Raw genomic sequence first — 22,821 nt, forward strand, 5'->3', positions numbered from 1 at the left:
TCGGACGCTCGCCTGCAGCACAAAAGAAAGCCCCGCTCATGCGGGGCTTTTCTTTGTCCGCGATTCCTGCGGAGTTGTGCCCCGCAGCATTGAATTTTCGTGCACCGCGACTTGCAAACAGACAATTTCCTCCCCTATGGTGCAATCGATTGCATTGCTGTGAATCGTTGCGTTTGATACCGGTTGGGAGGCCGGCAGGTGGATGTCCATCCATTCGATCAGACCGGCTCCGGCGACGGGCCTCACGCGGCGCGATGCGTTGCGCATGGCAGTTGCTGGAGGCGTAGCTCTGGGTACTGCGGGAGCGTTGCCTGCATTCGCCGCCACCGCAGCGCTCAAGGGCAACCTGAAGCACTCCGTGGCCCGTTGGACCTTCCCGCAACTGTCGGTCGCCCAGCTCTGCGCGACGGTGAAGGAGATTGGTTTTGCCGCGATCGACCTGGTCGGCCCGGAAGACTGGCCCACGCTGAAGGCCAATGGCGTGTACAGCTCGATGTGCAACGGCGCGGAGCTGGGCCTGACCAAGGGCTTTGCCGGCCGCGAATTCCACGACCAGCTGGTGGAGCGCTACACGCAGCACATCGACCTGGTGGCTGACGCCGGCTACCGCAACCTGATCTGCTTCTCCGGTAATCGCAACGGCATGGACCCCGCCGAAGGCATGGCCAATGCCGAGGCCGGCCTCAAGCGCATCCTCGGGCATGCCGAGAAGCGCGGCGTCGTACTGGTGATGGAGCTGCTGAACTCCAAGGTCGACCATCGCGACTACCTGTGCGACCACTCCGCATGGGGTGTGGAGCTGTGCCAGCGGCTCGGCTCGGACAACTTCGGCCTGCTCTACGACATCTACCACATGCAGATCATGGAGGGCGACATCATCGCCACCATCGGCAAGCATCACGCCTGCTTCAAGCATTACCACACCGCAGGCGTGCCTGGCCGGAACGAGATCGGAGACCAGCAGGAGCTCCACTATCCGGCCATCTGTCGCGCGATCCGCGACACCGGTTTCAAGGGGTATCTGGCGCAGGAGTTCACGCCTGCAGCGCCCGATCCCGTTGCCTCATTGCGCGAGGCGATCCGCCTCTGCGACGTCTGAAACGATATCCACCCAGGTGAGAAACCCATGGCAGATAATCACTACGACGCCATTGTTGTTGGCTCGGGAATCAGTGGCGGTTGGGCGGCGAAGGAGCTGACCGAAAAGGGCCTTAAGGTCCTGATGCTGGAACGCGGGCGCAACATCGAGCACGTCAAGGACTACGTCAATGCGATGAAGGAAGCGTGGGACTTCCCGCACCGCAACCGGCCAACGCAGGCCATGAAGGCCGAGTTCCCGGTGCTGATGCGCGACTACGGACTGGCCGAGAACCTGGAAGGGATGTGGGCCAACGAACAGGACTCGCCCTACATCGAAACCAAGCGCTTCGACTGGTTCCGCGGCTACCACGTCGGTGGTCGCTCATTGTTGTGGGGCCGGCAGAGCTATCGCTTCTCCGACCTGGACTTCGAGGCCAACCTCAAGGACGGCATCGCCATCGACTGGCCGATCCGCTACGCCGACATCGCGCCGTGGTACGACCATGTGGAAAAGTTCGCCGGCATCGCCGGCACGCGCGAAGGACTGGATGTGTTGCCGGATGGTGAGTTCCTGCCGCCGATCCCGTTGAACATCGTCGAGAAGGACGTAGCTGCACGGATCAAAAAGGCGTTCGGCGGTACCCGGCACATGATCCACTCGCGCACCGCCAACATCACCAAGCCGATGCCCGAGCAGGGCCGCGTCAACTGTCAGTACCGCAACAAGTGCATCCTTGGCTGCCCCTTCGGTGCCTACTTCTCGACCCAGGCGGCGACGCTGCCAGCGGCGATGAAGACCGGAAACCTGACCTTGCGGCCGTTCTCGATCGTCAAGGAAGTGCTCTACGACAAGGACCGCAAGCGTGCCCGCGGCGTGGAGGTCATCGACGCCGAGACCGGCCAGACCTACCAGTACACCGCCAAGGTCATCTTCCTCAACGCGTCGTCGTTCAACTCGACGTGGCTGCTGATGAACTCGGCCACCGATGTGTGGGAGGGCGGGCTGGGGTCCTCGTCGGGCGAGCTCGGGCACAACGTGATGGACCATCATTTCGGGGCGGGCGCCTCGGGCCGGGTCGAGGGCTATGAAGACAAGTACTACTTCGGCCGTCGTCCCTGCGGCTTCTACATTCCGCGTTTCCGCAACGTTGCGGCCGACAAGCGCGGCTACCTGCGCGGGTTCGGTTACCAGGGCGGCGCCAGCCGCACCGGCTGGTCGCGCGAGATCGCCGAGCTGAACATCGGTGCCGACCTGAAGGAGGCGCTGACCGTGCCCGGTGACTGGCGCATTGGCATGACCGGGTTCGGTGAAATGCTGCCGCACCACGACAACACGATCCGCCTGGACCGCGACCGCAAGGACAAGTGGGGGCTGCCGGTGCTGGCGATGGACGTTGCCATGCGCGCCAACGAACTGGCGATGCGCAAGGACATGGCCGCCGATGCCGCCGAGATGCTGGAGGCGGCCGGCGTCAAGGACGTGAAGATGCACGACAACGACTACGCCCCGGGCAAGGGCATCCACGAAATGGGGACCGCGCGCATGGGACGTGATCGGAAGAGCTCGGTGCTGAACCCGCACAACCAGGTCTGGGATGCACCCAACGTCTATGTGACCGACGGGGCCTGCATGACCTCCAGCGCCTGCGTGAATCCTTCGTTGACCTACATGGCGCTGACCGCGCGCGCGGCCGACCATGCGGTGCGCGAACTGAAAGCGGGGAACCTGTGATGGATCGCCGCGAGCTGTTGAAGATGATCGTCGCCGCCACCGGTGCGGCCATGGTTGGGTTGCCTGCGCTTGTGCAGGGGCAGGCACCGGCCGCCGCCACCAAGATTCATTTCTCCGATGCCGACGTCGCCACGCTGGACGAGATCGCCGAGACCATCCTGCCGCGGACCCGGACGCCAGGGGCGAAGGATGCCGGCGCCGGCCTGTTCATGGCGACGTTCGTCAGCGACTGCTATACCGCCCGGCAGCAGGCGACGTTCCGCGCAGGGCTGGCCGACATCGACAAACGCGCCGGCGGCCGCTTCGCGTCGCTCACGCCGGAAGCCCGAACCGAATTGCTGCGCACGCTGGACGCCGAAGCCAAGGCACGCCATGCCGATGTGACCGAAACCGGTACGCCTGAAGAGGGCGAGGCGATGCCGCACTACTTCACGATGCTCAAGCAGCTGGCCATCTTCGGCTTCTTCACCTCCAAGGTCGGCGCGACCGGGGTGCTGCAGTACGTCGCCGTGCCGGGGCGCTACGACGGCGATCTCGCCTATGTTCCCGGCACGCCCGCCTGGGGGACCAGCTGATGGAGCGCAACAGGATGATCAAGCCACTGCTGATCGCGGCCACCGTGCTGGTCGCCGCACCCGTGTTCGCGCAGAACGGTGCCGACGCCGCGCGCGATCCGAAGAAGACCGAGGTGTGGACGCCGGTGCCTGCAACCGTGGCTACGCCGCCAGGCAAGGCCCCGTCCGATGCAATCGTGCTGTTCGATGGCAAGGATGTCTCTGCGTGGGAGTCGGAGCAGGGCGGACGCGTGCCCTGGAAGGTTGCCGATGGCGCCATGACCGTCGTGCCCGGCAGCAAGGGCATCCGCACCAGGCAACGCTTCTGCGACGTCCAGCTGCATGTCGAGTGGCGCACGCCCACCGACACGAAGGGCTTCGACGGACAGAACCGCGGCAACAGCGGCATCTTCCTGCAGGAGCTGTACGAGCTGCAGGTGCTCGACAGCTACAACAACCCGACCTATGCCAATGGCCAGGCGGGCTCGATCTACAAGCAGGCCATGCCGTTGGTGAACGCCTCGCGCGCACCGGGACAGTGGCAGGCCTACGACATCCTCTGGAAGGCGCCACGTTTCTCGCAGGGCGGCGGGCTTGTCTCGCCCGCGCGCATCACGGTGCTGCACAACGGCGTGCTGGTGCAGGACGACACCGTGCTGGCAGGCAGGACCGAGTACATCGGCGCGCCTTCGTACGCGCCGCATGCGTGTGCGCCGCTCTATCTGCAGGAACATGACGCCAGGGTCAGCTACCGCAACATCTGGGTGCGCGAGCTGTAGTGGCACGTGGCCGGCGTGGTCGCCGGCCGCTCACTTCGCCAGGTAGCTGGCGATGTCATCGATTTCCTGTTGCGACAGCTGGGAGAAGGGCGGCATCAATCCGCCGCCCTTGCTGATCTTTTCCTTGATCTGCGCGGGTGCCATGCGCTTGCCGATATCGGTGAGCGCCGGGAACGCGCCCGGCATGCCCGCGCGATCGGCGCCGTGGCAGGCCACGCAGTTCGCGGTGTAGAGCTTTGCACCCGCAGCCGGATCGTCCTTGCACCAGGCGGTTGTCGCAACGCTCATGCCGCCCAGGGCCACCGCCATTGCCAGGATCATTTTCATGTGGGGCTCCTTGATGCGTCAGCGCCGCGCACGGGCGGGCACGCGGGTGGTCAGGTGTTCACGCAGGTAGTCCGCACCGGTCTGGATGACCTTGGCCGGATCGCGCGGGTGGTCGTGCTCGATGATGTACCAGTGCACGCCGGCGGCTGCCGCAGCAGGCAGGATCGCGTTCCAGTCCAGCACGCCCTGGCCCACCGCAGCGAATCCGCCTTCGTCTTCGGCCTGGCCCTTGGGCGCATTGTCCTTGGCGTGCACCGCGAATACGTGGCCGCGGAACTTTGCCAGCATCACCGCCGGGTCCAGGCCCGCACGCGCGACCCAGGCCAGGTCCAGCTCGGTCTGCAGGTCGGGACCGGCGGCGGCGAACAGCAGCTCCAGTCCGGTCCTGCCGTCGAAGTCGGCCAGTTCGAAGTCGTGATTGTGATAGGCCAGGCGCATGCCCTTGCCACGCACCTGTTTTGCGATGCGGCCCAGTTCTTGGCCCAGGGCGGTCCAGCCGGCGGCATCGATCGGGCGATCCTTCTTGTCCAGGTACGGCACCACCAGCGTCGTGTTGCCGATCGACCGGTTGAAGGTCACCACCCCGTCCAGATTGCTGCGCAGCTCGGCCAGCGGCACATGCGATGAAACCGCCCTGATCGAATACCGGTCCAGCAGCTGCTTGAGTTCGGCCGCGCTGGTGTTCTGCGTGCCGACAGTTTCCACCGCATGGACGCCTGCGTCGTGGACGATCTTCAGCTGCTGCTCGAGCGAGCCGGCATCGCGCAGGGTGTACATCTGCACCGCGATCGGTTGCTGCGTGCTGGCGGCTTCGACTGCGAAAGCGGGCAGGGCAGCGAGCAGCAGGACGAGGCTTGCAGTTCCATGGACAAGGGCTTTCATCAACAGATCCTCCCGGGTTTCAACCGATGGCAGTCCAGGCACGCGACCTGGCCGATGCAATGACACGATCGACGATCCGCGCCGAGCGCACGCCGTCCTCGAAGGTGGGCAGGCCCTGCGGCCGCTCGCCCTCGATGGCGCGATAGCTGTCGGCGACGAATGCTTCGAAGCACTGGGCGTAGCCCTGCGCGTGGCCGGCGGGTAGCAGCGACAGCCGGCGCTGTTCGGCACTGCCGGCGCCCGGCCCGCGTACGAAGACCTCCTCGCGCTGGTCGGGCAGGCCGATCCACAGCCGCTCGGCATCCTCCTGGTTGAAGGCCACGCTGGCCTTTGCGCCATCGATCTCGAACCAGAGGCGATTGTGGCGTCCGGCCGAGACCTGGCTGACCGTCAGAGATGCCAGCGTACCGGCACCGGTCCTGAACATCGCCGCAGCCACGTCCTCGCTCGTTACCTCCTGCATTGCGCTGGCTGCGGTTGGCGTGCTGAAGCTCTGTCCGCTGACGGCGCCGCGCTCGGCGATGACCGTAGAGAACGCCGCGCTGACCTCGACGAAGCGTTCGCCGCTGACCCATTCCACCAGGTCGCACCAGTGCGAACCGATGTCGGCGAATACGCGCGACGTGCCGCCCAACGCCGGGTCCACGCGCCAGTTGTTGCTGGCCGGGTCCAGCAGCCAGTCCTGCAGGTAGCTGCCGTGGATCAGGTGCAGCGGCCCCAGATCGCCTTGGGCGATGCGTGCGCGCGCTTCGCGGATCACCGGGTGGTAGCGGTAGACGAAGGGTACCGTGGCGACGAGTCCGTTCGACGTGGCCAACGCCGCCAGCGCCTGCGCATCGTCCAGCGTGGTCGCCAGCGGTTTCTCGCAGATCACGTGCTTGCCGGCTTCCAGCGCGGCCTGCGCCATCGCGCGGTGCAGATGGTTGGGCGTGCAGACATGCACGACCTGCACCTGCGGATCGGCGATCACCTCCTCGATATCCCGGTAGGCGCGCGGGACATTCCACAGCTGCGCCATCTCACGCGCGCGCTGCGCTGACGAAGCGGCGACGCCGCGTACCTCGGCACCGGCGAGCAAGGCCGCGCGGCGGTGCACGGCGCCGATCATGCCGGTGCCGACGATGGCGATTCCAAGCGTTGGCATCGGCTCGAATCCTCAGGGTGTGGAAGATGCGGCGGCCACGGCGGGCCGGTCGCGGAACAGCAGCAGGAAGGCGATCAGCACGACCAGCGCGACAGCGGCCGGGAACAGCCAGATCTGCTGCCAGTCGCGTCCGGCGGCCGTGGTGAAGTGCTCCACCACCGCGCCGGACAGGAAGGTGCCGATCAGCATGCCCACGCCGTACGTGGCCAGGGTGATGAAGCCCTGCGCGCTGCTGCGCACGGCGGGGCCGGCATGGGCATCGGTGTAGATCTGGCCGGTGACGAAGAAGAAGTCGTAGCAGATGCCGTGCAGCACGATGCCGATCACCAGCAGCGAGAAGCCGCTGCCCGCATCGCCGAAGGCGAACAGGACGTAGCGCACCACCCAGGCCGCCATGCCGACCGCCAGCATGGTCTTCACCCCCAGCCGCACGAACAGGAACGGCATGGCCAGCATCAGCAGCACCTCGGAAACCTGGCCCAGCGACTGCAGGCCCGCGGCGCCGCGCACGCCCAGGTCGTTGAGATACGGATTGGTGAAGTTGTAGTAGAACGACAGCGGGATGCAGATGGCGATGGAGGCCAGGAAGAACACCAGGTAGGCGCGCGACTTCAGCAGCCGCAGCGAGTCCAGCCCCAGGATCTGCCCCAGCCCAGCGTCGCGCTGCTGTGCCAGTGGCGGCGTGTGCGGCAGGGTGAACGCATACAGGCCCAGTACCAGCGATGCCAGCGCCGCCATGCGGAAGGTCAGTTCGAGCCGATGCGCCTGCTCCCACCCCAGCCAGCCGATCAGCACGCCTGCGACGATCCAGCCGATGCTGCCGGCCACGCGTACCAGCGGGAACTGTTTCTCGGGCGACTGCATGTGCCGCATCGCCACGCTGTTGGCCAGTGCCAGCGTCGGCATGAACAGCAGCATGTAGCCCATCACGCAGGCCGAGAACACACTGAAGCTGGTGGCGGTGGACGCCAGCCACATCAGTACCGCGCCGGCCAGGTGCAGCACCGCGAGGATGCGCTGCGCGGCGAAGTAGCGATCGGCGATCAGGCCGACCAGGAACGGCGCCACGATCGCGCCGATCGACTGGCTGAGGAAGGCGGTGGCGACCTGGCTGGCGCTGGCCTGCAGCGGGCCCTGCACCAGGTACGTCCCGAGGGTCACGAACCACGCTCCCCAGATGAAGAACTGCAGAAACATCATCGCGCCCAAGCGCGACATGGCGTGCGACATGGCTTGCCCTCCCGGGGCGGTAATGGCTCAGATTCCCAGCATGCGGTGCAGTGATGCGGCGTCCGTGCCGCTGTCGGCGAAGTCATCGAAGGCGCGCTCGGTCACCCGGATGATGTGGTCGCGGATGAAGGCGGCACCTTCGCGTGCGCCGTCCTCCGGGTGCTTCAGGCAGCACTCCCATTCCAGTACCGCCCATCCGGGGAAGTCGTACTGGGCGAACTTGGAGAAGATCGCCTTGAAGTCGATCTGGCCGTCACCGGGCGAACGGAACCGGCCCGGACGATCGATCCAGTCCTGGTAGCCGCCATACACGCCGCTGCTCGCGCTGGCGCGATACTCCGCGTCCTTGACGTGGAAGATGCCGATGCGCGCGTGGTAGCGGTCGATGAACCCCAGGTAGTCCATCTGCTGCAGCAGCAGGTGGCTGGGGTCGTACAGGATCTTCGCGCGGGGATGATGGTCCACCACGTCGAGGAAGCGCTCGAAGGTCGCGCCGTCGTGCAGGTCCTCACCCGGGTGGATCTCGAAGCACAGGTCCACGCCGCAGGCATCGAAGGCATCGAGGAGCGGACGCCAGCGACGGCCGAGTTCGGCGAAGGCTTCCTCCACCAGCCCCGGTGGGCGCTGCGGCCAAGGATAGAAATAGGGCCAGGCCAATGCGCCGGAGAACGTGGCATGCGCGGTCAGCCCCAGGCGCTGGCTGGCTTTGGCGGCCAGCAGAAGCTGCTCGACTGCCCAAGCCTGGCGCGCGGCCGGGTCGCCGCGCTTGTCCGCTGGCGCGAATCCGTCGAACAGGCTGTCGTAGGCCGGATGGACCGCGACCAGCTGCCCTTGCAGATGGGTGGACAGCTCGGTGATCTGCAGGCCATGACCGGCCAGCATGCCGGCGACGTCGTCGCAGTACGCCTGGCTGCGCGCCGCCTCGGCCAGGTCGAACAGGTGGGGCGCGCTGGTGGGGACTTGTACGCCAGAATAGCCCAGACCCGCGGCCCACCCGGCCAGCGTGTCCAGCCGATCAAAAGGAGTCGTGTCGCCGATGAACTGCGCCAGGAACAGCGCTGGACCCTTGAGCGTCTTCAACGTGATTCGCCCTCGATGCAATCGATTGCATTATCCTAGCAGGGGCTCACGCAGGACCTGTTGTGCACTGCACAGCAGACAGGAGAACTAACGCCATGGCTACCATCTACGACATCGCAAAGCACGTCGGCGTCTCCGCAGGCACCGTGTCGCGGGCGCTTTCGCGACCGGACAAAGTGCTGCCCGCCACCCGCGCGCGCATCGAGCAGGCCGCTGCCGCGCTGGGGTATGTGCCCAACACGGTGGCCCGCACGCTGAAGACCCAGCGCAGCGGCAAGATCCTGGTCACCGTCCCGGACATCGCCAATCCGTTCTTCGCGCAGATCCTGCAGGGCGCGGAGGACGCCGCACAGGCGGTCGGCTACGCAGTGCTGCTGGGCGATACCCAGCATCAACCCGATCGCGAGGAGCGCTACGCGCAGATGCTCCGGCGCAACGAGGCCGACGGCATGATAGTGCTGGGGCACCGGCTGCCGCCGACGGCGCGCGAGATCGTCGAGCAGCGCGGTGCCGCCGCGCCGGTGATCAACGGCTGCGAGTTCGACCCCGCGCTGGGCATTCCCAGCGTCCATATCGATAACGCCGCGGCCGCGCGCGTGGTCATGGAACATCTGTATGCGCTGGGACACGAGCGGATCGCCGTGGTCGGCGGACCGCCGGACAATCCGCTGCACCAGCAACGGCTGGAAGGGGCACGGGCGGCCGGCAAGGTGCGTGGCCGCCTGCGCCAGCTGAGCATCGTGCCGGGGGATTTTTCCGTGGAATCCGGCCATGCGGCTGCCATGGCGCTGCTGGACGGCAGGTCCGCACCAACGGCGATCTTCTGCTTCAGCGACCAGATGGCGCTGGGTGCGCTGGCGGCCTGCCGCGATCTGGGCATCCGCGTGCCGGAGGACCTGTCCATCGTCGGCTTCGATGATCTGGCATCTTCCCGCTACCTCACGCCGCCATTGACCACCATCCGGCAACCGATGCGGGAGATCGGTGAGCGGGCGGTCCATCTGCTGCTCGCCATCATCGAACATGTCGACATGCCGCTGCAGCAGACGCTGGATTTCAGCCTGATGCTGCGGGGTTCAACGGCGCCACCCAGGCGTGGGTGAGGCAGGGTGGCCGCCGTGAATCCTTGATCCCGAATTGACGCAGAGCTGTCAGACTCACCACAGGCCGCCCGGCAAGGGCGTGCGATCGCGCAAGGGGGTCGGCAATGCCGTTCTTGACGGACTCGACGGAAGTCGCGGTCGAAGGCATCGGCGCGGCACGTCGCATCGGCTGGATGCGCTTCGTCGGCAATGGCCTGGGCGCGATTCCCATCGCCTCGATCATTCTCGAACGCCAGGACGGTGTGTTGGCCTGGGCGTTGCTGCTGCTCAATGCGCTGGCCTGGCCGGCGCTCGCGCTGGTGCTGACCCAGCGCGCCCGCCAGCCCGCACAGGCGCAGTTCCGCTGCATGGTCGCCGACTCCTTCTTCGGCGGCGGCTGGATCGCCTTCATGGCGCTGAGTGCGGTTCCCAGTGCGCTGTTCGCCGCATTGCTGGTCGCCGACAAGATCGCTGCCGGCGGCGTGCGCCTGGCGATGCGGGCCACGTTGGCACTGCTGCTGGGTTTCGCGATCACCTGGTGGGCGCTCGGCTTCCCTTACCAACCCGTTTCCTCGCAGCGCACGATCGTGCTCAGCGTGCCGTTCCTGTTCGTCTACGGCATCGGGCTGAGCATCCTCAGCTGGCAGCTGGCGCGCCGGGTCAAATCGCAGAACCGGCAGCTGCAGCGGCTGAGCCGGATGGATCCGCTGGTGGAGCTGGCCAACCGCGGCTTCCTGATCCTTCGCGCGCAGCAGGTGCTGGACAGGGCGCAGGGGCAGGGGGGCCTGGCCTGCCTGCTGATGCTTGATGTGGATGATTTCAAGCACATCAATGATTCACACGGCCACCGCGCCGGGGATGAGGTGTTGCGCCAGATCGCTGCCACATTGCGCGAATTCGCGCGCCCCGGCGATACGCCTGCGAGGCTGGGCGGCGATGAGTTCGTCGTGCTGCTGCGCGACTGTGCGCCCAGTGACGCGATGCATGTGGCCGAACGGGTCCGCCTGCACCTGCTGGAAGCCGCGCGACAGGCGACGCCGGGTATCGAGTTCAGCGTCAGCATCGGCATTGCGGCAACGCCGGGCCAGGGCAGTGTGGAAGACTGGCTGGCCACGGCAGACAAGGCTCTCTATCACGCCAAGCGGCAAGGCAAGAACACCGCCAGCTGGGGGGACTGACGCGCAGCCGTGCGTGGCATGCGCACGTGGCGGCTGTCAGAGCGCCCGTTCCCAGACCTGGCCGAGCAGGTCATGGCCAAAGCTGTGGTGGGGGGCTTCCTGTACAAGCTGGAAACCGGCACGTTCGTACAGGCGCCGGGCATCGGCCAGCACGCTGTTGGTCCAGAGCGTCATCCGCGTGTAGCCGGCGGACACCGCAAACGCGATGCACTCCTCGACCAGGCGGGCACCGATGCCCATGCCGCGTGCGGTGGCATCCACATAGAGCAGGCGCAGCTTGGCGGTGGTGTCGTCCTGCCGGACCACGAACACCGAGCCGACCATGTCGCCGTCCTTCTCGGCAATCCAGCAGCGTTCGCGCGCCGGGTCCAGCTCGCGCAGGTACTTGGCGACGATTTCCGATACCAGTGCTTCGTACTCCGCGTTCCAGCCGAATTCGCGGGCGTACAGCGCGGCTTGCCGCGAGACCACCAGCCCCATGTCGCCCGGCCGCGGGTCACGCAGCAGGTACGAGGGCGGGCTGTCGCCCAGCACGCTTTCGATCTGGCCCATGGCCGCAAGCAGTTTCACCTGCGCCATGTCGGGCAGCGCCGCCAGCAGATCGATCATCTCCTGCCGCGAGGTCTCTTCCAGCGGCGCGAACACGCTCTGCCCCAGCGCCGTCAGGGTCAGAACGACCACGCGCGCGTCCTCGGCCGAGCGCTCCTTTCGGAGGTAGCCCTGCCGCTCGAACCTGGCGGTTACCCGGCTCACATAGCCAGCGTCCAGGCCCAGCTCGCGGCACAGGTCCGAGGGCGACAGCGGTGCATGGTGGGCCAGTTCGTACAGGATGCGGACTTCGGTGAGGGACAGGCCGCTGCGCAGCAGTGATTCCTGCAGCACGCCGATCTGCCGCGTGTAGAAGCGGTTGAAGCGCCGCACCGCGTCGGCGCGTTCGGAAAGGGTGCCCGTCGACATGGCAGGTCCATATATTTGACTTGGGCAAATAATTGCTTGCCAAAGTCAAATAATCAAGCGCCGGGCCGATCTTTGCTGGCGGGGTCGTCAGGACATGGCTGCGCTTGCCCGGTGCCACCTGCGCAGCGAAGGAGCGCGGCTGCCAGTGCGGGATGCTGGCTGCGCACGGCCAGCTGCAGCGTTGTGGTCGGCATCCCCAGCTGCAGCGCCACGAAGGCGAGGCCGGGCCGGTGCAGGTTCTGCATCGAGGCCGGCACGATGGCGATGCCCAATCCGGCGGCGGCGAGATTGATGGCGGAGGCGACCTGCGGCGCTTCCTGCTGGATGGTGGGCGTGAAGCCCTGGCTGCGGCAGGCCGCGACCACGTCTGCACTCAGGCCATAGCCTGATTTCCGCGAGAAAAGAATGAAGCGCTCGTCGCGCAGCTCGGCCAACGCGATGCTCCCGCGGCCGGCCAACGGGTGGTCGGCGGGGAGTACCGCCACCAGGGGCTCGGCACTGAGCTGCTGGATCACCAGTTCGCCAGGATGCGAGTACGGTGGACGCATGATCGCCGCGTCCAGTTCGCCGTCATCCAACCGCCGGACCAGCGATTCACTGCCATCTTCGACCAGCTGCAGCTGCACGGCGGGATGCGCCTGCTTGAACCTGCGCAGCAGTGTGGTCACTGCTTCATTGAACGAGGCCGATTCGGTCAGGCCCAAGGTCAGGATGCCGGCCTCACCATGCGCGGCGCGCAACGCATCCTCCTTGGCGCGGTCGACACGGGCGAGGATGTCGACTGCCGCTGACCAGAACACGCGGCCCGCATCGCTGAGCACGACGCCGCGCCCCTGGCGATGGAACAGCGGCGTACCGATCTCCTCCTCCAATGCACGGATCTGCTGCCCCAGCGGCGGCTGGGCAATGTGCAGCGCCTCGGCTGCCCGGGTGAAGCTCTGCAGCTGGGCAGTCATGACGAAGTAGCGCAGGTGCCGCAGTTCCATTGGAACCTCAAACGTTCTGGTGCTGTACGAACACGGTATTGGACGGTCGCCGGTGGCGGCAACATCATCGGTATCCCACGACAGAAGTCCAACGACAAGGGAGACCCCATGAAAAAGACACGTCGGCTGCGCGATCTGCTCCGCCAGGGCAGCGTGATTGCGCCGGGCGCATTCGATGGATTGTCAGCACGCCTGGTGGAGCTGGCCGGCTTCGATGCGGTCTATGCCAGCGGCGGGGCCATCGCGCGTTCGGCCGGTGTGCCGGACATCGGCCTGCTCGGTCTCAGCGAAGTGCTGGCACAGGTTGAGCGGATCGTCGATGCCTGCGACCTGCCGGTGATCGCCGACGCTGACACCGGCTTCGGCGGCACGGCGAATGTTGAACGCACGGTGCGCGCATTTGAAAGAGCAGGCGTCGCCGCCCTGCATATCGAGGACCAGGCCTTCCCCAAGCGCTGTGGTCACCTGGATGACAAGATGCTGATCGACGCGGGTGAGATGTGCACCAAGATCCGCGTCGCCTGCCAGTCGCGGATCGATCCGGAACTGATGATCGTCGCGCGTACCGACGCCATCGCCTGCGAGGGCCTGGGGGCGGCGATCGCCCGCGCTCGGGCGTATGTCGAGGCGGGCGCGGACATGATCTTCGTCGAGGCACCGGAAACACTGGAGCAGATCGAGGTGATCTCGCAGCAGGTTCCCGGCCCGAAGCTGATCAACATGTTCCACAGCGGGAAGACACCGCTGGTGCCGGCGCAACGGCTTGCCGAACTCGACTACCGGCTGGTGATCATCCCCTCGGACCTGCAGCGGGCCGCGATCCGGGCCATGCAGCGCACGCTGCAGGAGATTGCCGCGACCGGCGACAGTGGGCGCATTGCCGGCGAGCTGGCCAGCTTCGGCGAACGTGAAACGATCGTGCGCACGGCGCGGTACCTGGCACTGGACCGGGCCTGATCCGGGCAGTGAACCCGTTGCGGCCGGTGCCGTAGCGTAATGGCCATTCAGGCTGCACGCGGAATCGTCCTGGCAATCCTCTACCATGGGCCACCCTGCCCGGACGTGCCGCCCATGCAAGACGCCCTCGTTGCCCAGCCCAAGCCCCCTGTTCCGAGGATCGCGGCCTGGCTGATGATGCTGCTGGGCATGTGGCTGGCGCTGAAACTGGGCCTGGTGGTGACCCTGCTGTCCGGCCTGCTGGTGTTCCAGCTGACCCACCTGCTGGCCTCCACCGTGGAAGGCAGGTTGCCGCCGGGCAGAGCACGGGCCATCGCGGTGATCGTGCTGTCGGCGGTGATCATCAGCGCGCTGGTGCTGGCCGGGATCGGCGTGGCCTCGTTTTTCCGCAACGAGACCGGCGGCCCGGACGCGTTGCTGGCGCGGCTGATGGACATCCTCAATTCGTCCCGGCACCAGGTGCCCGCGCTGCTGCAACCCTATATTCCTGAAGACATGCCGGCGCTGCGCACGGCGCTGAACGACTGGGCCGCCGAGCATCAGCGCCAGCTGGGCGTGGCCGGTACCTCGGTGGTGCAGGTGGGTGTACGCGTACTGATCGGTATGGTGCTGGGCGCGATGATCGCGCTGTATGACGAACTGCCGCTGCCGAAGATGGGACCATTGGCGCAGGAGCTGATCGGGCGTACCAGCCGCCTGGCCACCGCGTTCCGCCAGGTGGTGTTCGCGCAGGTGAAGATCTCGCTGCTCAACACCGTGTTCACCGCCATCTTCCTGCTGGGCGTACTGCCGTTGTTCGGCGTGCACCTGCCGCTGTCCAAGACCCTGGTGCTGATCACCTTCATCGCCGGCCTGCTGCCGGTGGTGGGCAACATCATTTCCAACACCATCATCACCATCGTTGCGCTGTCGGTCTCGTTCTACGTAGCCGTTACGGCACTGCTGTACCTGATCGTGATCCACAAGCTGGAGTACTTCCTCAACGCGCGCATTGTCGGTGGCGAGATCCAGGCGCGTGCCTGGGAGCTGCTGCTGGCGATGTTGGTGATGGAGGCGGCGTTCGGCCTGCCGGGCCTGGTTGCCGCGCCGGTGTTCTACGCCTACGTGAAGCGCGAGCTGGTGGACCAGCGCTGGATCTGACGCGGCGCGATGTGACGCAATTGCCACGGTGAGGTCGCCGCGTCCATCTTGTCGGCGCGTTCGCAATGGCTGGGGTATATGCAGGGGCGGGGTGCACGTGGCGCTGGCTTGGCACTGCCGGAACCGCTCAGTACAGTTGTCCGCACGTCAGGGGAAATTTGAATGGCCGGCAAGGCATCACCCATCGGGTTGCGGACCTGGGTCTGGATCCTGGCGGGGCTGTTCGTGGTCTGTACGCTGCCGTTGATGGCCATCGCCCTGATCCAGGGCACGCTGCGCTATTCCGCCGCCGAGGACAACCTGGTCAGCCTGCGCCAGCTGCGGCAGACCTTCGATCTCGCCAACCTGGTCTCTGCCGAGCGCGGCCCGGCCAACAGCCTGCTCGGTGCCGACCCGGCCGATGCCGGCGAGCATGCACGGCTTGGCATGCAGCTGGCCGTGGCGCGCAGGCGTGTGGACACCGCGCTGCAGCAGCTGGATACCGTGTTCAAGGCCGATCCGGGCGTGGTGGATGAGCATGGAATGCTGGCCGATGCACAACGTCGCCTGCAGTCGGCACGTGCAGGCGTGGACCGGGTGGCGGCGCAGCCGCGTGACGCGCGGCGCGTCGAAGACGTCGAACGCGCGATCAGCAGCATGTTCGCCGTGGTCGATCGCCTGCACCTGCTGACCTCGGCGCAGATCAACGTACTGGTCCGAGCGGACCGCGAAGCGGCGATTCCAGCCATGCAGGGCCAGGTGCTGATCGACCTGCGCGAGCACGGGGGGCGTCTGGCATCCAACGTGATGGCACCGGTGGCGGTACCGGGGGCCTGGCGCAACGAGCAGGTGCGCGCGGCGCTGCAGACCGAGGGTCGCCTGCTGGAGCTGTGGCGGTTGGCCGGCAGCCACGAGTCGGTGTTCCGCAGTGATCCGACGCTGTCCTGGCATTGGGACATGGCGCGACGGCAGTTCTTCGGTGAGTCGCTGCCGATGATCGAACAACTGATCGAAGACGGACGGCGTGGCCTGCCGCCGCCGTGGACCGCTGCCGAGTTCACCCGGCGCTACGTGCCGACCCTGCAGTCGCTGGAAGCGCTTCGCGACGGTTACCTGAGTGTGTCCATCGCCCGGTTCGAACGCACCCGCAACCGCGAGGCGACGCGGCTGGCGGTGCTGGTGGCGACGGCACTGGGGACTCTGGTGGTGCTGGGCGTGGCGCTGCGCATCGCGCACCTGCAGATCCTGCGGCCTCTGCTGCAGGCACAACGGCAGGTGATCCAGATCGCCTCTGAAGCGCCGGGACCGGAGCAGCACGTCACCCATCCGCTGGCCGAGATGCAGCGCCTGTTCGATGCCATCGAGGTGCTGCGCGAGAAGTCGCGCGAGCGTTCGGCGCTGACCAGCGAGCTGCGCCAGCTGGCCGGTACCGACGAGCTGACCGGTCTTCTGAACCGGCGTGCGCTGGACGAGCTGGTACAGCAGCGGCATGCAGAGGGCGGCGCCAGTGCGGTGGTGATCCTGCTGGACGTTGACCGTTTCAAATCGATCAATGATGGCCATGGCCATGATGCCGGCGACGAAGTGCTGGTGCAGGTGGCACAGCTGCTGCAGCGCCACCTCCGTCGCAGCGACAGCATTGCCCGCTACGGTGGCGAGGAGTTCCTGGTGTTGTTGGCCGACGGCGACCTGGCGGGTGGCCGCCAGCTGGCCGAATCGCTGCGGCTTGCATTGCAGCAGCTGGATATCGTGGTGGCCGGCGGCACCGCGTTGCGGGTGACCGCCAGCTTCGGCGTGGCCGAGGGTGGCACCGATGCGCTGGGCTGGCGGACCTTGATGCGTGCTGCCGACACTGCCATGTACCAGGCCAAGGCACAGGGCCGCGACCGCGTGCGGGTGGCAGGCGGAGGCCGCATCACGCGCTGACCCGCGATGTTCATCACCGGCGCACGTGGCGCCCCCTAGACTGGGTGTCCGACCGCTGCTGGAGTCCGCCATGACCGTGCGTCCCATTGCCACCGCCGTGCTGCTCGTTGGGCTGCTTGCCGGCTGCGCTACCCCCGCATCAAAGACCGTCGCCGACCCGCCGCGTCATCCTTCCATTGCGGCCGGCATGAGTCCGGTGCCTGCCTTCACCGGTGGCGGGGCGGGTTGGAGCATCGAGATCGCTTCCACCGGCCAGGGCAACCACGATGCCAGCCTCAGCGCTGACGGCCGCACCCACAAGGGTAGTCTGCGCTATCTCGGCCAGCCGGCCGATGCGCCGAGTTCGCTGATCGTGCTCAACGGCGAGCTTGGCAGGCAGCCGGCCATTGTCGAGATCAAGCGCGAGTCGTGCCGCAATGCCGAGGGTGTGGACACCATGGCCAGTGTGCAGGTGACGATGGAAGGACAACCGCAGCGTCGTGGCTGCGGCCACCTGGCCGTGTACTGAGTCGCTGCCCAACATGCTCGAGATTCCTACCCTGCACACCGCACGCTTGCGGCTGCGCCCGCAGCAGCTGGATGACTTCAGCGTCTACGCGGCGTTCCTGGCGTCGCCGCGCGCGCTGGGCATGGGCGGACCGTTTGGCGAGGTGGCCGCATGGGGCCAGTTCTGCCACGACCTCGCCAGCTGGCATCTGTTCGGCCATGGCGCATTGATGATCGAGCGCGCCGACACGGGGGCCTGTATCGGCCAGGTCGGGATCAACCATGGCCCACTGTTTCCGGAGAAGGAACTGGGCTGGCTGCTGTATGACGGCCACGAAGGGCAGGGCTTCGCCACCGAAGCGGCCGGTGCATTGCGCGACTGGGCCTTCGTGGTGGCGCAGCTGCCGACCCTGGTCAGTTACATGGCGCCGGACAACCAGGCGTCGCAGGCAGTTGCACAGCGGCTGGGCGGCGTGCTCGATGCACAGGCGGTTCGCAGTGACGCGGAGGATCTGGTGTACCGCTACCAGGCATGACGCCTAGCGGCGGGTGGCCGGGGCCTGCACTGCGCGGCCAAGTGCCTTGGCGACGCCTTCGCGCTTCTCGATCAGGAATTCCATCAGGGCGCGCACCCGCGGTGGCATCTGCTCGCGCGAAGGCACGTACAGGTAGAAGCCGGGGAACGGTGCCGACCACTCCGGCATCAGGCGGACCAGACGCCCGTCCGCCAGCATTGGCTGCAATGACAGATCGATGTGCTGCATCACGCCGAGTCCCTGCAGCGCGGCGCGGATCATCCCTTCATCGTCGTTGGTGACATAGCGTCCGCGCGGTTCCACTTCAAAGTCATGGCCGGGCTGGCCCGGCGTGCTGAATTCCCAGGCATAGACCCCGCCACTGCCGGTCTGCCGGTAGCCCAGGCACTCATGGGCGGCCAGTTCAGCGGGCGTGGTGGGCGTGCCATGCTGGGCCAGGTAGGCCGGCGAGGCGACGACGACCATTTCCAGCATCGGTGTGACTGGAACCGCAATCATGCCTTCGGCCAGGCGTTCACCTAGGCGGATGCCGGCGTCGCAGCCGTCGGCAATGATGCTGGACAGGCCGTCGTCCATCACCAGCTCGATGCGCAGCTCGGGGTAGCGCGCGAAGAACTCCGGCAGATACGGTTCGATCAGCGTCTTGGCGGTCAGGCGCGCGGTGTTGATGCGCAGCAGGCCTGAAGGTACATCGTGGCTGGCGCGCAGGTTGTGCACGGCTGCCTCGATGGTGCCCAGTGACGGCCGCAGTGCGTCGAACAGGCGCTGGCCTTCTTCGGTCAGCGACATCTCACGGGTGGTCCGGTGCAGCAGGCGCACGCCCAGCTGCCTTTCCAGGGTCTTCAGGTTCTGCGACAGCGCTGGACGCGAGATGCCCAGCTCTTCGGCGGCCCGGGTGAAGCTGCGGTGGTGGGCAATGTGGGCGAAGCCGGCCAGGTGCGGCAGCAGGGCGGGGCTGAATGGGGTGGCTGGATTCATCGGGAAAGCCCCTGCTGACTGGTAATTCCAGCTTACTACTGTGGTCAGCATTGTCGGCTTTTTCCGGTCCAATGCCAGGCCTATCGTGTTGGCAACGGCGACACCCGGTCGCCCTTTCGCCGCGCAGAGGAAACGCTCATGGAAACCGTCAGCATCCAGAATCCGGACATGGCCTGGCAGATTGCCGCCGACCTGTATTTCCCGCCGGGCTTCGATCGCCAGCGCAGCTATCCTGCCATCATCAGCATGCACCCGATCGGCAGCTGCAAGGAGCAGACCTCGGGCAACATCTACGGTGAGGCCCTGGCTCGCGAGGGCTACGTGGTGATCGCCTATGACGCCAGCTTCCAGGGCGCCAGCGGCGGCGAGCCGCGGCGGATCGAAGACCCGACCCAGCGCGTGGAGGATGTACGCCGGGTGGTCGACTATCTGGTCACCCTGCCGTACGTGGACGCCGAACGCATCGGCGTACTGGGCATCTGTGGCGGTGGTGGCTACGCGATCAACGCCACCATGACCGAGCGCCGCATCAAGGCGGTCACCAGCATCACCGGAGTCAACTTCGGCCGGCTCAGTCGTGAGGGCTTTGGCGGTTTCGATCCGATCGGCACGCTGGAGGCCATCGCTGCCCAGCGCACCGCCGAGATGCGCGGCGGTGAGGCCCGTGTGGACCTGTTCCTGCCGGCTTCGGTGGAACAGGGGCGCGCTGCCGGCATCACCGATATCGACGTGCTGGAGGCCACGGACTATTACCGCACGCGCGGGCCGCAGCCCAATGGCGTGGTCAGTGCGTTGTTTTCGCATCGCGGTGCAGCGGTGGGCTGGGATGCCTTCCATCTGGCCGAAGTCCTGCTGACCCAGCCGCTGCTGGTGGTGATCGGCGACAAGCCGGGCGGCTTTGGCGCCTACCGCGATGGTCTGGAGATCCATGGCCGTGCGGCGTCGAAGCACAAGCAGTTGAAGGTCGTGGAAGGCTGGTCGCACTACGATCTGTATGACAAGCCGGAGCCGGTGCATCAGGCGCTGTCGGCCATCATTCCCTTCTTTAGGCAGCACATCTGACGTCCTTCGAGGAGATCCTCCATGAGCACGATCACTTTCAGCAGCCGTAACGGCCAGGACATCACGCTGGCAGCGGTGCTTGAGCTGCCGCCGGGCTTTGACGAGCACCAGCAATACCCCGCGGTGGTTGTTGCGCATCCGGGAGGCGGCGTGAAGGAACAGACGGCCGGCCTGTATGCACGCAAGCTTGCCGCGCAGGGACTCGTGGCCATCGCCTTCGATGCCTCCTACCAGGGCGAAAGCACCGGCATGCCGCGGCAGCTGGAGAACCCGTACATCCGCACCGAGGACATCAGCGCGGTGATCGATTACCTGACCACGCTGCCATATGTCGACAACGCGCGTATCGGAGGCATGGGCATCTGCGCGGGCGGAGGCTACACCGCCAACGCCGCGATCAATGATCGTCGCCTGAAAGCGATCGCCACGGTCAGCGCGGTCAACATTGGTTCGATGTTCCGCAATGGGTGGGACAACTCGCTGACTGATGCAGCAGCGATTCCCGCATTGCAGGGTGGCTCTGATGCACGAACGGCAGAGGCCGGCGGTGCCGATACCGTGAGGATTCCGTTGGCCCCGATGCGCCGCGAGGATGCGCCCAACCAGGAGCTGGAAGAGGCGTGGGAGTACTATCACACGTCGCGTTGCGCGCACCCCAATGCTCCGGGTTTCGCCACCGCACGCAGCCTCAACCAGATCATCACCTACGACGCCTACAACAGGGCCGAGGCCTTCCTGACCCAGCCGCTGCTGTGCATCGCCGGCAGCATGGCCGGCAGCAAGTGGATGAGTGACGATCTGTTCGCGCGTGCGGCCAGCCAGGACAAGCGCTTCCACATCGTGGAGGGGGCCAATCACATGTCGTTGTATGACGTGCCACAGTTCGTGGACGAAGCGGTGGCGCAGCTGGTGCCGTTCTTCAACGACGTACTGTAGGTCCCGATGGTGCCGGCCACCGGCCGGTGTCATCCATGTGTGCGCTGCACGGCCCAGTCATCGAGATCGGCCAGTTCCGGCGCCAGTGCATGTTCCACCGCCCGGCGCAGCAGCGCCGGTGCAACGTAGTGCCGGTGCGTGGCATCGATCAGCGCCATGTAGATGCGGCCGAACGCGTTGCGGGTCTGCACGCGCGAACCGAGGCTGATCTCGACGCCTCCATCCGCATGCAGCTGCACGCGCACGCTGCTGCGGAAACGCAGGTGGCGATCGTCGGCGCCGAGCAGCACTTCGGCGCAGTTGTCCTCGGCATCGATGTGCGCATCCAGCACCGGATAGCGGCCGGCGAACAACCGGCTGCGATCGGTGGACAGCAGCGACGATACCGGGCAGCCCAACGGGGAGGTGCGCAGCCGCAGCGGTGCTACCAGACGGTTGCGCAGTGCCATCAGGTGGCCCACGCCGGTGGGCGGATTGCGCAGGAAGCCTTCCAGTACATCGGCCAGCAGTACCGACGCGGAACGATGGGTGACCTGGGTGTTGTCCAGGCGCAGGGTGGTCAGATCCCGGTAGTGGCTGTGCGGCAGGGCCGCCGGCAGCAGGCCGTCGTTGGTGGCGGCCTGCGAGTGGACGGGATAGGCCGGCGTTGCGCGTTCGACGAAGCCGCGCAAGCGCCGCAATGAAATCCTGCGCAGCGGCCCCAACAGGGTGCGGGTACGTGCGCACAGGTGGGCGCACAGGCTGGGAGGTGCTGCCTGCAGCGACAGCTGCAGCAGGGGCGCGGCCGCGAGGCTTGCGGCCGTGGGCCAGTGTGGTTCGGGCAGTACGTCGGTCAGGCTGGGAATATCGGCGGCATTGCGTTGCACCTGCGCGCGGGCCTGCTCGCTCATCGCACCGGCCAGTTCATTGCTGTGGCAGGACAACGCGAACAGCGCCGGATGTGCGCGATGGTTCGATGCGAACTGGTGCCACGTCCCGCCACCGAAGCGCACCGTGAACAGGCAATCCGGTGGGATACGGATGCGCCGCAGGGTGCGGGCGAAGGCGCCGGGATCGTTCGCCAGCTGCGCATCGGACGCGGTGGCGAAGCGCAGTTCGGCGCCCGCGCTGCCGGCGATGGCAGTGAACATGCGCGGCCCGGCATGGCGATGGAAGGGATGGCCGCCGGCGCCGACAGTGAAGCTGTACAGCGACGAGGCGTCGCCGTGCTGCAGGTGCATGCCGCCGAGCCGTGCCGAAGGCTCGTCCAGCGCGTCGATGAAGGCCGGGTGGTGGCGCTGGCGCTGGCTGGCGTCGGCAACCAGCGCATCGCCGGCGCCAATGCCGAGCTGTGCGATCAGCGTGACTTCGGTCGGGCTGCCACCCCGCTGTGCGGGAAGCTGTACGCCTGGAAACGAACGGCGGTCGCGGGTCGAACCAGGCATCGTCATGCTCCTTGGCAGGCAGGATCAGCGGGCAGGGGACTTGCGGCGGGCACGGGCTTCGCGCTTGAGCGGGCCACCGACTGGACAGACTTCGGCTGCCCAGGAAAACAGCGTGTTGGCCAGGCGGTCAGGCACCTGCCGGAAGTACACGAACTGGCCGCGCTTTTCGCGCTCGATCAGCCCGGCTTCCTCAAGGATGCGCAGGTGGCTGGACAGCGCGGGCTTGCTGAAGTCGAAGCGCTCGGCCAGCTCACCCGCACTGAGTTCACCGGCGCTGAGATAGGCCAGGATCTGGCGGCGGGCAGTGGAGGCGAGGGCTTCGAAGATGCGGTCCATGACGAGGCAATTAACTAATTCGTTAATTAATGGTCTTCCTGTGCAGGGCG

23 protein-coding genes are annotated in these 22,821 nt (G+C 66.5%); 13 read left to right on the forward strand and 10 right to left on the reverse strand.

Features of this window, described 5'->3' with window-relative positions; translation table 11 throughout:
• Window positions 1–202 precede the first annotated feature (202 nt).
• From N5D91_RS12795 to N5D91_RS12810, 4 genes are read left to right on the forward strand one after another with little or no spacing between them, the layout of a single operon-like run.
• Window positions 203–1,099, forward strand: coding sequence for a TIM barrel protein (locus N5D91_RS12795; RefSeq protein WP_164162019.1), 897 nt, complete (start codon window positions 203–205; stop codon window positions 1,097–1,099).
• A gap of 27 nt (window positions 1,100–1,126) precedes the next feature.
• Window positions 1,127–2,812 carry a GMC family oxidoreductase gene (locus N5D91_RS12800; protein ID WP_180854977.1) on the forward strand — a complete coding sequence of 562 codons (1,686 nt, stop codon included), beginning with the start codon at window positions 1,127–1,129 and terminating at the stop codon, window positions 2,810–2,812.
• Window positions 2,812–3,387 (forward strand): gluconate 2-dehydrogenase subunit 3 family protein, encoded by a 576-nt coding sequence (locus tag N5D91_RS12805; RefSeq protein ID WP_180854978.1) that lies wholly within the window; start codon window positions 2,812–2,814, stop codon window positions 3,385–3,387. The genes N5D91_RS12800 and N5D91_RS12805 overlap by 1 nt, the downstream gene beginning before the upstream one ends.
• A 14-nt stretch (window positions 3,388–3,401) precedes the next feature.
• The gene (locus N5D91_RS12810) at window positions 3,402–4,145 is read left to right on the forward strand and encodes a DUF1080 domain-containing protein (protein WP_258011596.1); all 744 of its coding nucleotides are present in this window, start codon (window positions 3,402–3,404) and stop codon (window positions 4,143–4,145) included.
• Between the two features lie 30 nt (window positions 4,146–4,175).
• Here N5D91_RS12810 and N5D91_RS12815 read toward each other — a convergent pair whose 3' ends face one another.
• From N5D91_RS12815 to N5D91_RS12835, 5 genes are read right to left on the reverse strand one after another with little or no spacing between them, the layout of a single operon-like run.
• A complete protein-coding gene (locus tag N5D91_RS12815) occupies window positions 4,176–4,472 on the reverse strand; it encodes a cytochrome c (RefSeq protein ID WP_106467339.1) in 297 nt (98 codons plus the stop codon).
• Between the two features lie 18 nt (window positions 4,473–4,490).
• A complete protein-coding gene (locus N5D91_RS12820) occupies window positions 4,491–5,354 on the reverse strand; it encodes a sugar phosphate isomerase/epimerase (protein ID WP_180854980.1) in 864 nt (287 codons plus the stop codon).
• A gap of 19 nt (window positions 5,355–5,373) precedes the next feature.
• On the reverse strand, window positions 5,374–6,498 hold the full coding sequence (locus N5D91_RS12825) for a Gfo/Idh/MocA family oxidoreductase (RefSeq protein WP_180854981.1): 1,125 nt from the start codon (window positions 6,496–6,498) through the stop codon (window positions 5,374–5,376).
• Between the two features lie 12 nt (window positions 6,499–6,510).
• Window positions 6,511–7,728, reverse strand: coding sequence for a nucleoside permease (locus N5D91_RS12830; RefSeq protein ID WP_046985714.1), 1,218 nt, complete (start codon window positions 7,726–7,728; stop codon window positions 6,511–6,513).
• Between the two features lie 27 nt (window positions 7,729–7,755).
• Window positions 7,756–8,808, reverse strand: a complete 1,053-nt coding sequence (locus N5D91_RS12835; RefSeq protein ID WP_180854982.1) for a sugar phosphate isomerase/epimerase family protein — start codon at window positions 8,806–8,808, stop codon at window positions 7,756–7,758.
• A 95-nt stretch (window positions 8,809–8,903) separates the two neighbouring features.
• On the opposite strand from N5D91_RS12835, the gene N5D91_RS12840 reads away from it, so the two are divergent.
• Together N5D91_RS12840 and N5D91_RS12845 are read left to right on the forward strand one after the other, a co-directional pair.
• Window positions 8,904–9,911 (forward strand): LacI family DNA-binding transcriptional regulator, encoded by a 1,008-nt coding sequence (locus N5D91_RS12840; RefSeq protein ID WP_153856423.1) that lies wholly within the window; start codon window positions 8,904–8,906, stop codon window positions 9,909–9,911.
• A gap of 104 nt (window positions 9,912–10,015) precedes the next feature.
• Window positions 10,016–11,068: a sensor domain-containing diguanylate cyclase gene (locus N5D91_RS12845; RefSeq protein WP_110711534.1), complete on the forward strand. Its 1,053-nt coding sequence runs from the start codon at window positions 10,016–10,018 to the stop codon at window positions 11,066–11,068.
• A gap of 36 nt (window positions 11,069–11,104) precedes the next feature.
• On the opposite strand, the gene N5D91_RS12850 is transcribed toward N5D91_RS12845, so the two are convergent.
• Both N5D91_RS12850 and N5D91_RS12855 read right to left on the reverse strand, forming a co-directional pair.
• Window positions 11,105–12,025 carry a bifunctional helix-turn-helix transcriptional regulator/GNAT family N-acetyltransferase gene (locus N5D91_RS12850; RefSeq protein WP_180854983.1) on the reverse strand — a complete coding sequence of 307 codons (921 nt, stop codon included), beginning with the start codon at window positions 12,023–12,025 and terminating at the stop codon, window positions 11,105–11,107.
• 53 nt (window positions 12,026–12,078) lie between these two features.
• Window positions 12,079–13,011, reverse strand: a complete 933-nt coding sequence (locus N5D91_RS12855) for a LysR family transcriptional regulator (protein ID WP_228756438.1) — start codon at window positions 13,009–13,011, stop codon at window positions 12,079–12,081.
• Between the two features lie 108 nt (window positions 13,012–13,119).
• On the opposite strand from N5D91_RS12855, the gene N5D91_RS12860 reads away from it, so the two are divergent.
• The 5 genes from N5D91_RS12860 (at window position 13,120) to N5D91_RS12880 (ending at window position 18,035) form a co-directional block, all read left to right on the forward strand.
• Complete coding sequence (locus N5D91_RS12860) at window positions 13,120–13,968, forward strand: isocitrate lyase/PEP mutase family protein (RefSeq protein ID WP_153856581.1); 849 nt, start codon at window positions 13,120–13,122, stop codon at window positions 13,966–13,968.
• 114 nt (window positions 13,969–14,082) lie between these two features.
• Window positions 14,083–15,108, forward strand: coding sequence for an AI-2E family transporter (locus N5D91_RS12865; protein WP_180854984.1), 1,026 nt, complete (start codon window positions 14,083–14,085; stop codon window positions 15,106–15,108).
• A gap of 162 nt (window positions 15,109–15,270) precedes the next feature.
• The gene (locus N5D91_RS12870; protein WP_110711540.1) at window positions 15,271–17,013 is read left to right on the forward strand and encodes a GGDEF domain-containing protein; all 1,743 of its coding nucleotides are present in this window, start codon (window positions 15,271–15,273) and stop codon (window positions 17,011–17,013) included.
• Window positions 17,014–17,083: 70 nt separating this feature from the next.
• A complete protein-coding gene (locus N5D91_RS12875; RefSeq protein ID WP_153856418.1) occupies window positions 17,084–17,521 on the forward strand; it encodes a hypothetical protein in 438 nt (145 codons plus the stop codon).
• Window positions 17,522–17,534: 13 nt separating this feature from the next.
• On the forward strand, window positions 17,535–18,035 hold the full coding sequence (locus N5D91_RS12880; RefSeq protein ID WP_110714277.1) for a GNAT family N-acetyltransferase: 501 nt from the start codon (window positions 17,535–17,537) through the stop codon (window positions 18,033–18,035).
• Between the two features lie 3 nt (window positions 18,036–18,038).
• Here the strand turns inward: N5D91_RS12880 and N5D91_RS12885 are convergent, their stop codons facing one another.
• Window positions 18,039–19,013: a LysR family transcriptional regulator gene (locus tag N5D91_RS12885; protein WP_164161639.1), complete on the reverse strand. Its 975-nt coding sequence runs from the start codon at window positions 19,011–19,013 to the stop codon at window positions 18,039–18,041.
• Window positions 19,014–19,151: 138 nt separating this feature from the next.
• On the opposite strand from N5D91_RS12885, the gene N5D91_RS12890 reads away from it, so the two are divergent.
• Together N5D91_RS12890 and N5D91_RS12895 are read left to right on the forward strand one after the other, a co-directional pair.
• The gene (locus N5D91_RS12890; protein WP_110711545.1) at window positions 19,152–20,075 is read left to right on the forward strand and encodes an alpha/beta hydrolase; all 924 of its coding nucleotides are present in this window, start codon (window positions 19,152–19,154) and stop codon (window positions 20,073–20,075) included.
• A gap of 21 nt (window positions 20,076–20,096) precedes the next feature.
• Entirely contained in the window at window positions 20,097–21,011 is a 915-nt protein-coding gene (locus tag N5D91_RS12895) for an alpha/beta hydrolase (protein WP_164161638.1), read from the forward strand.
• Window positions 21,012–21,040: 29 nt separating this feature from the next.
• Here N5D91_RS12895 and N5D91_RS12900 read toward each other — a convergent pair whose 3' ends face one another.
• Together N5D91_RS12900 and N5D91_RS12905 are read right to left on the reverse strand one after the other, a co-directional pair.
• The gene (locus tag N5D91_RS12900; RefSeq protein WP_164161637.1) at window positions 21,041–22,435 is read right to left on the reverse strand and encodes a DUF2867 domain-containing protein; all 1,395 of its coding nucleotides are present in this window, start codon (window positions 22,433–22,435) and stop codon (window positions 21,041–21,043) included.
• Window positions 22,436–22,459: 24 nt separating this feature from the next.
• Window positions 22,460–22,771 carry a metalloregulator ArsR/SmtB family transcription factor gene (locus tag N5D91_RS12905; protein WP_004147836.1) on the reverse strand — a complete coding sequence of 104 codons (312 nt, stop codon included), beginning with the start codon at window positions 22,769–22,771 and terminating at the stop codon, window positions 22,460–22,462.
• Window positions 22,772–22,821 lie beyond the last annotated feature (50 nt).

Source organism: Stenotrophomonas sp. GD03794, from assembly GCF_029842145.1.
GTDB lineage: Bacteria > Pseudomonadota > Gammaproteobacteria > Xanthomonadales > Xanthomonadaceae > Stenotrophomonas > Stenotrophomonas riyadhensis.

Coding starts and splice junctions, on each gene's coding strand:
- N5D91_RS12795 (WP_164162019.1), top strand. CDS start 203: ATGTCCATCCATTCGATCAGACCGGCTCCGGCGACGGGCCTCACGCGG.
- N5D91_RS12800 (WP_180854977.1), top strand. CDS start 1,127: ATGGCAGATAATCACTACGACGCCATTGTTGTTGGCTCGGGAATCAGT.
- N5D91_RS12805 (WP_180854978.1), top strand. CDS start 2,812: ATGGATCGCCGCGAGCTGTTGAAGATGATCGTCGCCGCCACCGGTGCG.
- N5D91_RS12810 (WP_258011596.1), top strand. CDS start 3,402: ATGATCAAGCCACTGCTGATCGCGGCCACCGTGCTGGTCGCCGCACCC.
- N5D91_RS12815 (WP_106467339.1), bottom strand. CDS start 4,472: ATGAAAATGATCCTGGCAATGGCGGTGGCCCTGGGCGGCATGAGCGTT.
- N5D91_RS12820 (WP_180854980.1), bottom strand. CDS start 5,354: ATGAAAGCCCTTGTCCATGGAACTGCAAGCCTCGTCCTGCTGCTCGCT.
- N5D91_RS12825 (WP_180854981.1), bottom strand. CDS start 6,498: ATGCCAACGCTTGGAATCGCCATCGTCGGCACCGGCATGATCGGCGCC.
- N5D91_RS12830 (WP_046985714.1), bottom strand. CDS start 7,728: ATGTCGCACGCCATGTCGCGCTTGGGCGCGATGATGTTTCTGCAGTTC.
- N5D91_RS12840 (WP_153856423.1), top strand. CDS start 8,904: ATGGCTACCATCTACGACATCGCAAAGCACGTCGGCGTCTCCGCAGGC.
- N5D91_RS12845 (WP_110711534.1), top strand. CDS start 10,016: ATGCCGTTCTTGACGGACTCGACGGAAGTCGCGGTCGAAGGCATCGGC.
- N5D91_RS12850 (WP_180854983.1), bottom strand. CDS start 12,025: ATGTCGACGGGCACCCTTTCCGAACGCGCCGACGCGGTGCGGCGCTTC.
- N5D91_RS12855 (WP_228756438.1), bottom strand. CDS start 13,011: ATGGAACTGCGGCACCTGCGCTACTTCGTCATGACTGCCCAGCTGCAG.
- N5D91_RS12860 (WP_153856581.1), top strand. CDS start 13,120: ATGAAAAAGACACGTCGGCTGCGCGATCTGCTCCGCCAGGGCAGCGTG.
- N5D91_RS12865 (WP_180854984.1), top strand. CDS start 14,083: ATGCAAGACGCCCTCGTTGCCCAGCCCAAGCCCCCTGTTCCGAGGATC.
- N5D91_RS12870 (WP_110711540.1), top strand. CDS start 15,271: ATGGCCGGCAAGGCATCACCCATCGGGTTGCGGACCTGGGTCTGGATC.
- N5D91_RS12875 (WP_153856418.1), top strand. CDS start 17,084: ATGACCGTGCGTCCCATTGCCACCGCCGTGCTGCTCGTTGGGCTGCTT.
- N5D91_RS12880 (WP_110714277.1), top strand. CDS start 17,535: ATGCTCGAGATTCCTACCCTGCACACCGCACGCTTGCGGCTGCGCCCG.
- N5D91_RS12885 (WP_164161639.1), bottom strand. CDS start 19,013: ATGAATCCAGCCACCCCATTCAGCCCCGCCCTGCTGCCGCACCTGGCC.
- N5D91_RS12890 (WP_110711545.1), top strand. CDS start 19,152: ATGGAAACCGTCAGCATCCAGAATCCGGACATGGCCTGGCAGATTGCC.
- N5D91_RS12895 (WP_164161638.1), top strand. CDS start 20,097: ATGAGCACGATCACTTTCAGCAGCCGTAACGGCCAGGACATCACGCTG.
- N5D91_RS12900 (WP_164161637.1), bottom strand. CDS start 22,435: ATGCCTGGTTCGACCCGCGACCGCCGTTCGTTTCCAGGCGTACAGCTT.
- N5D91_RS12905 (WP_004147836.1), bottom strand. CDS start 22,771: ATGGACCGCATCTTCGAAGCCCTCGCCTCCACTGCCCGCCGCCAGATC.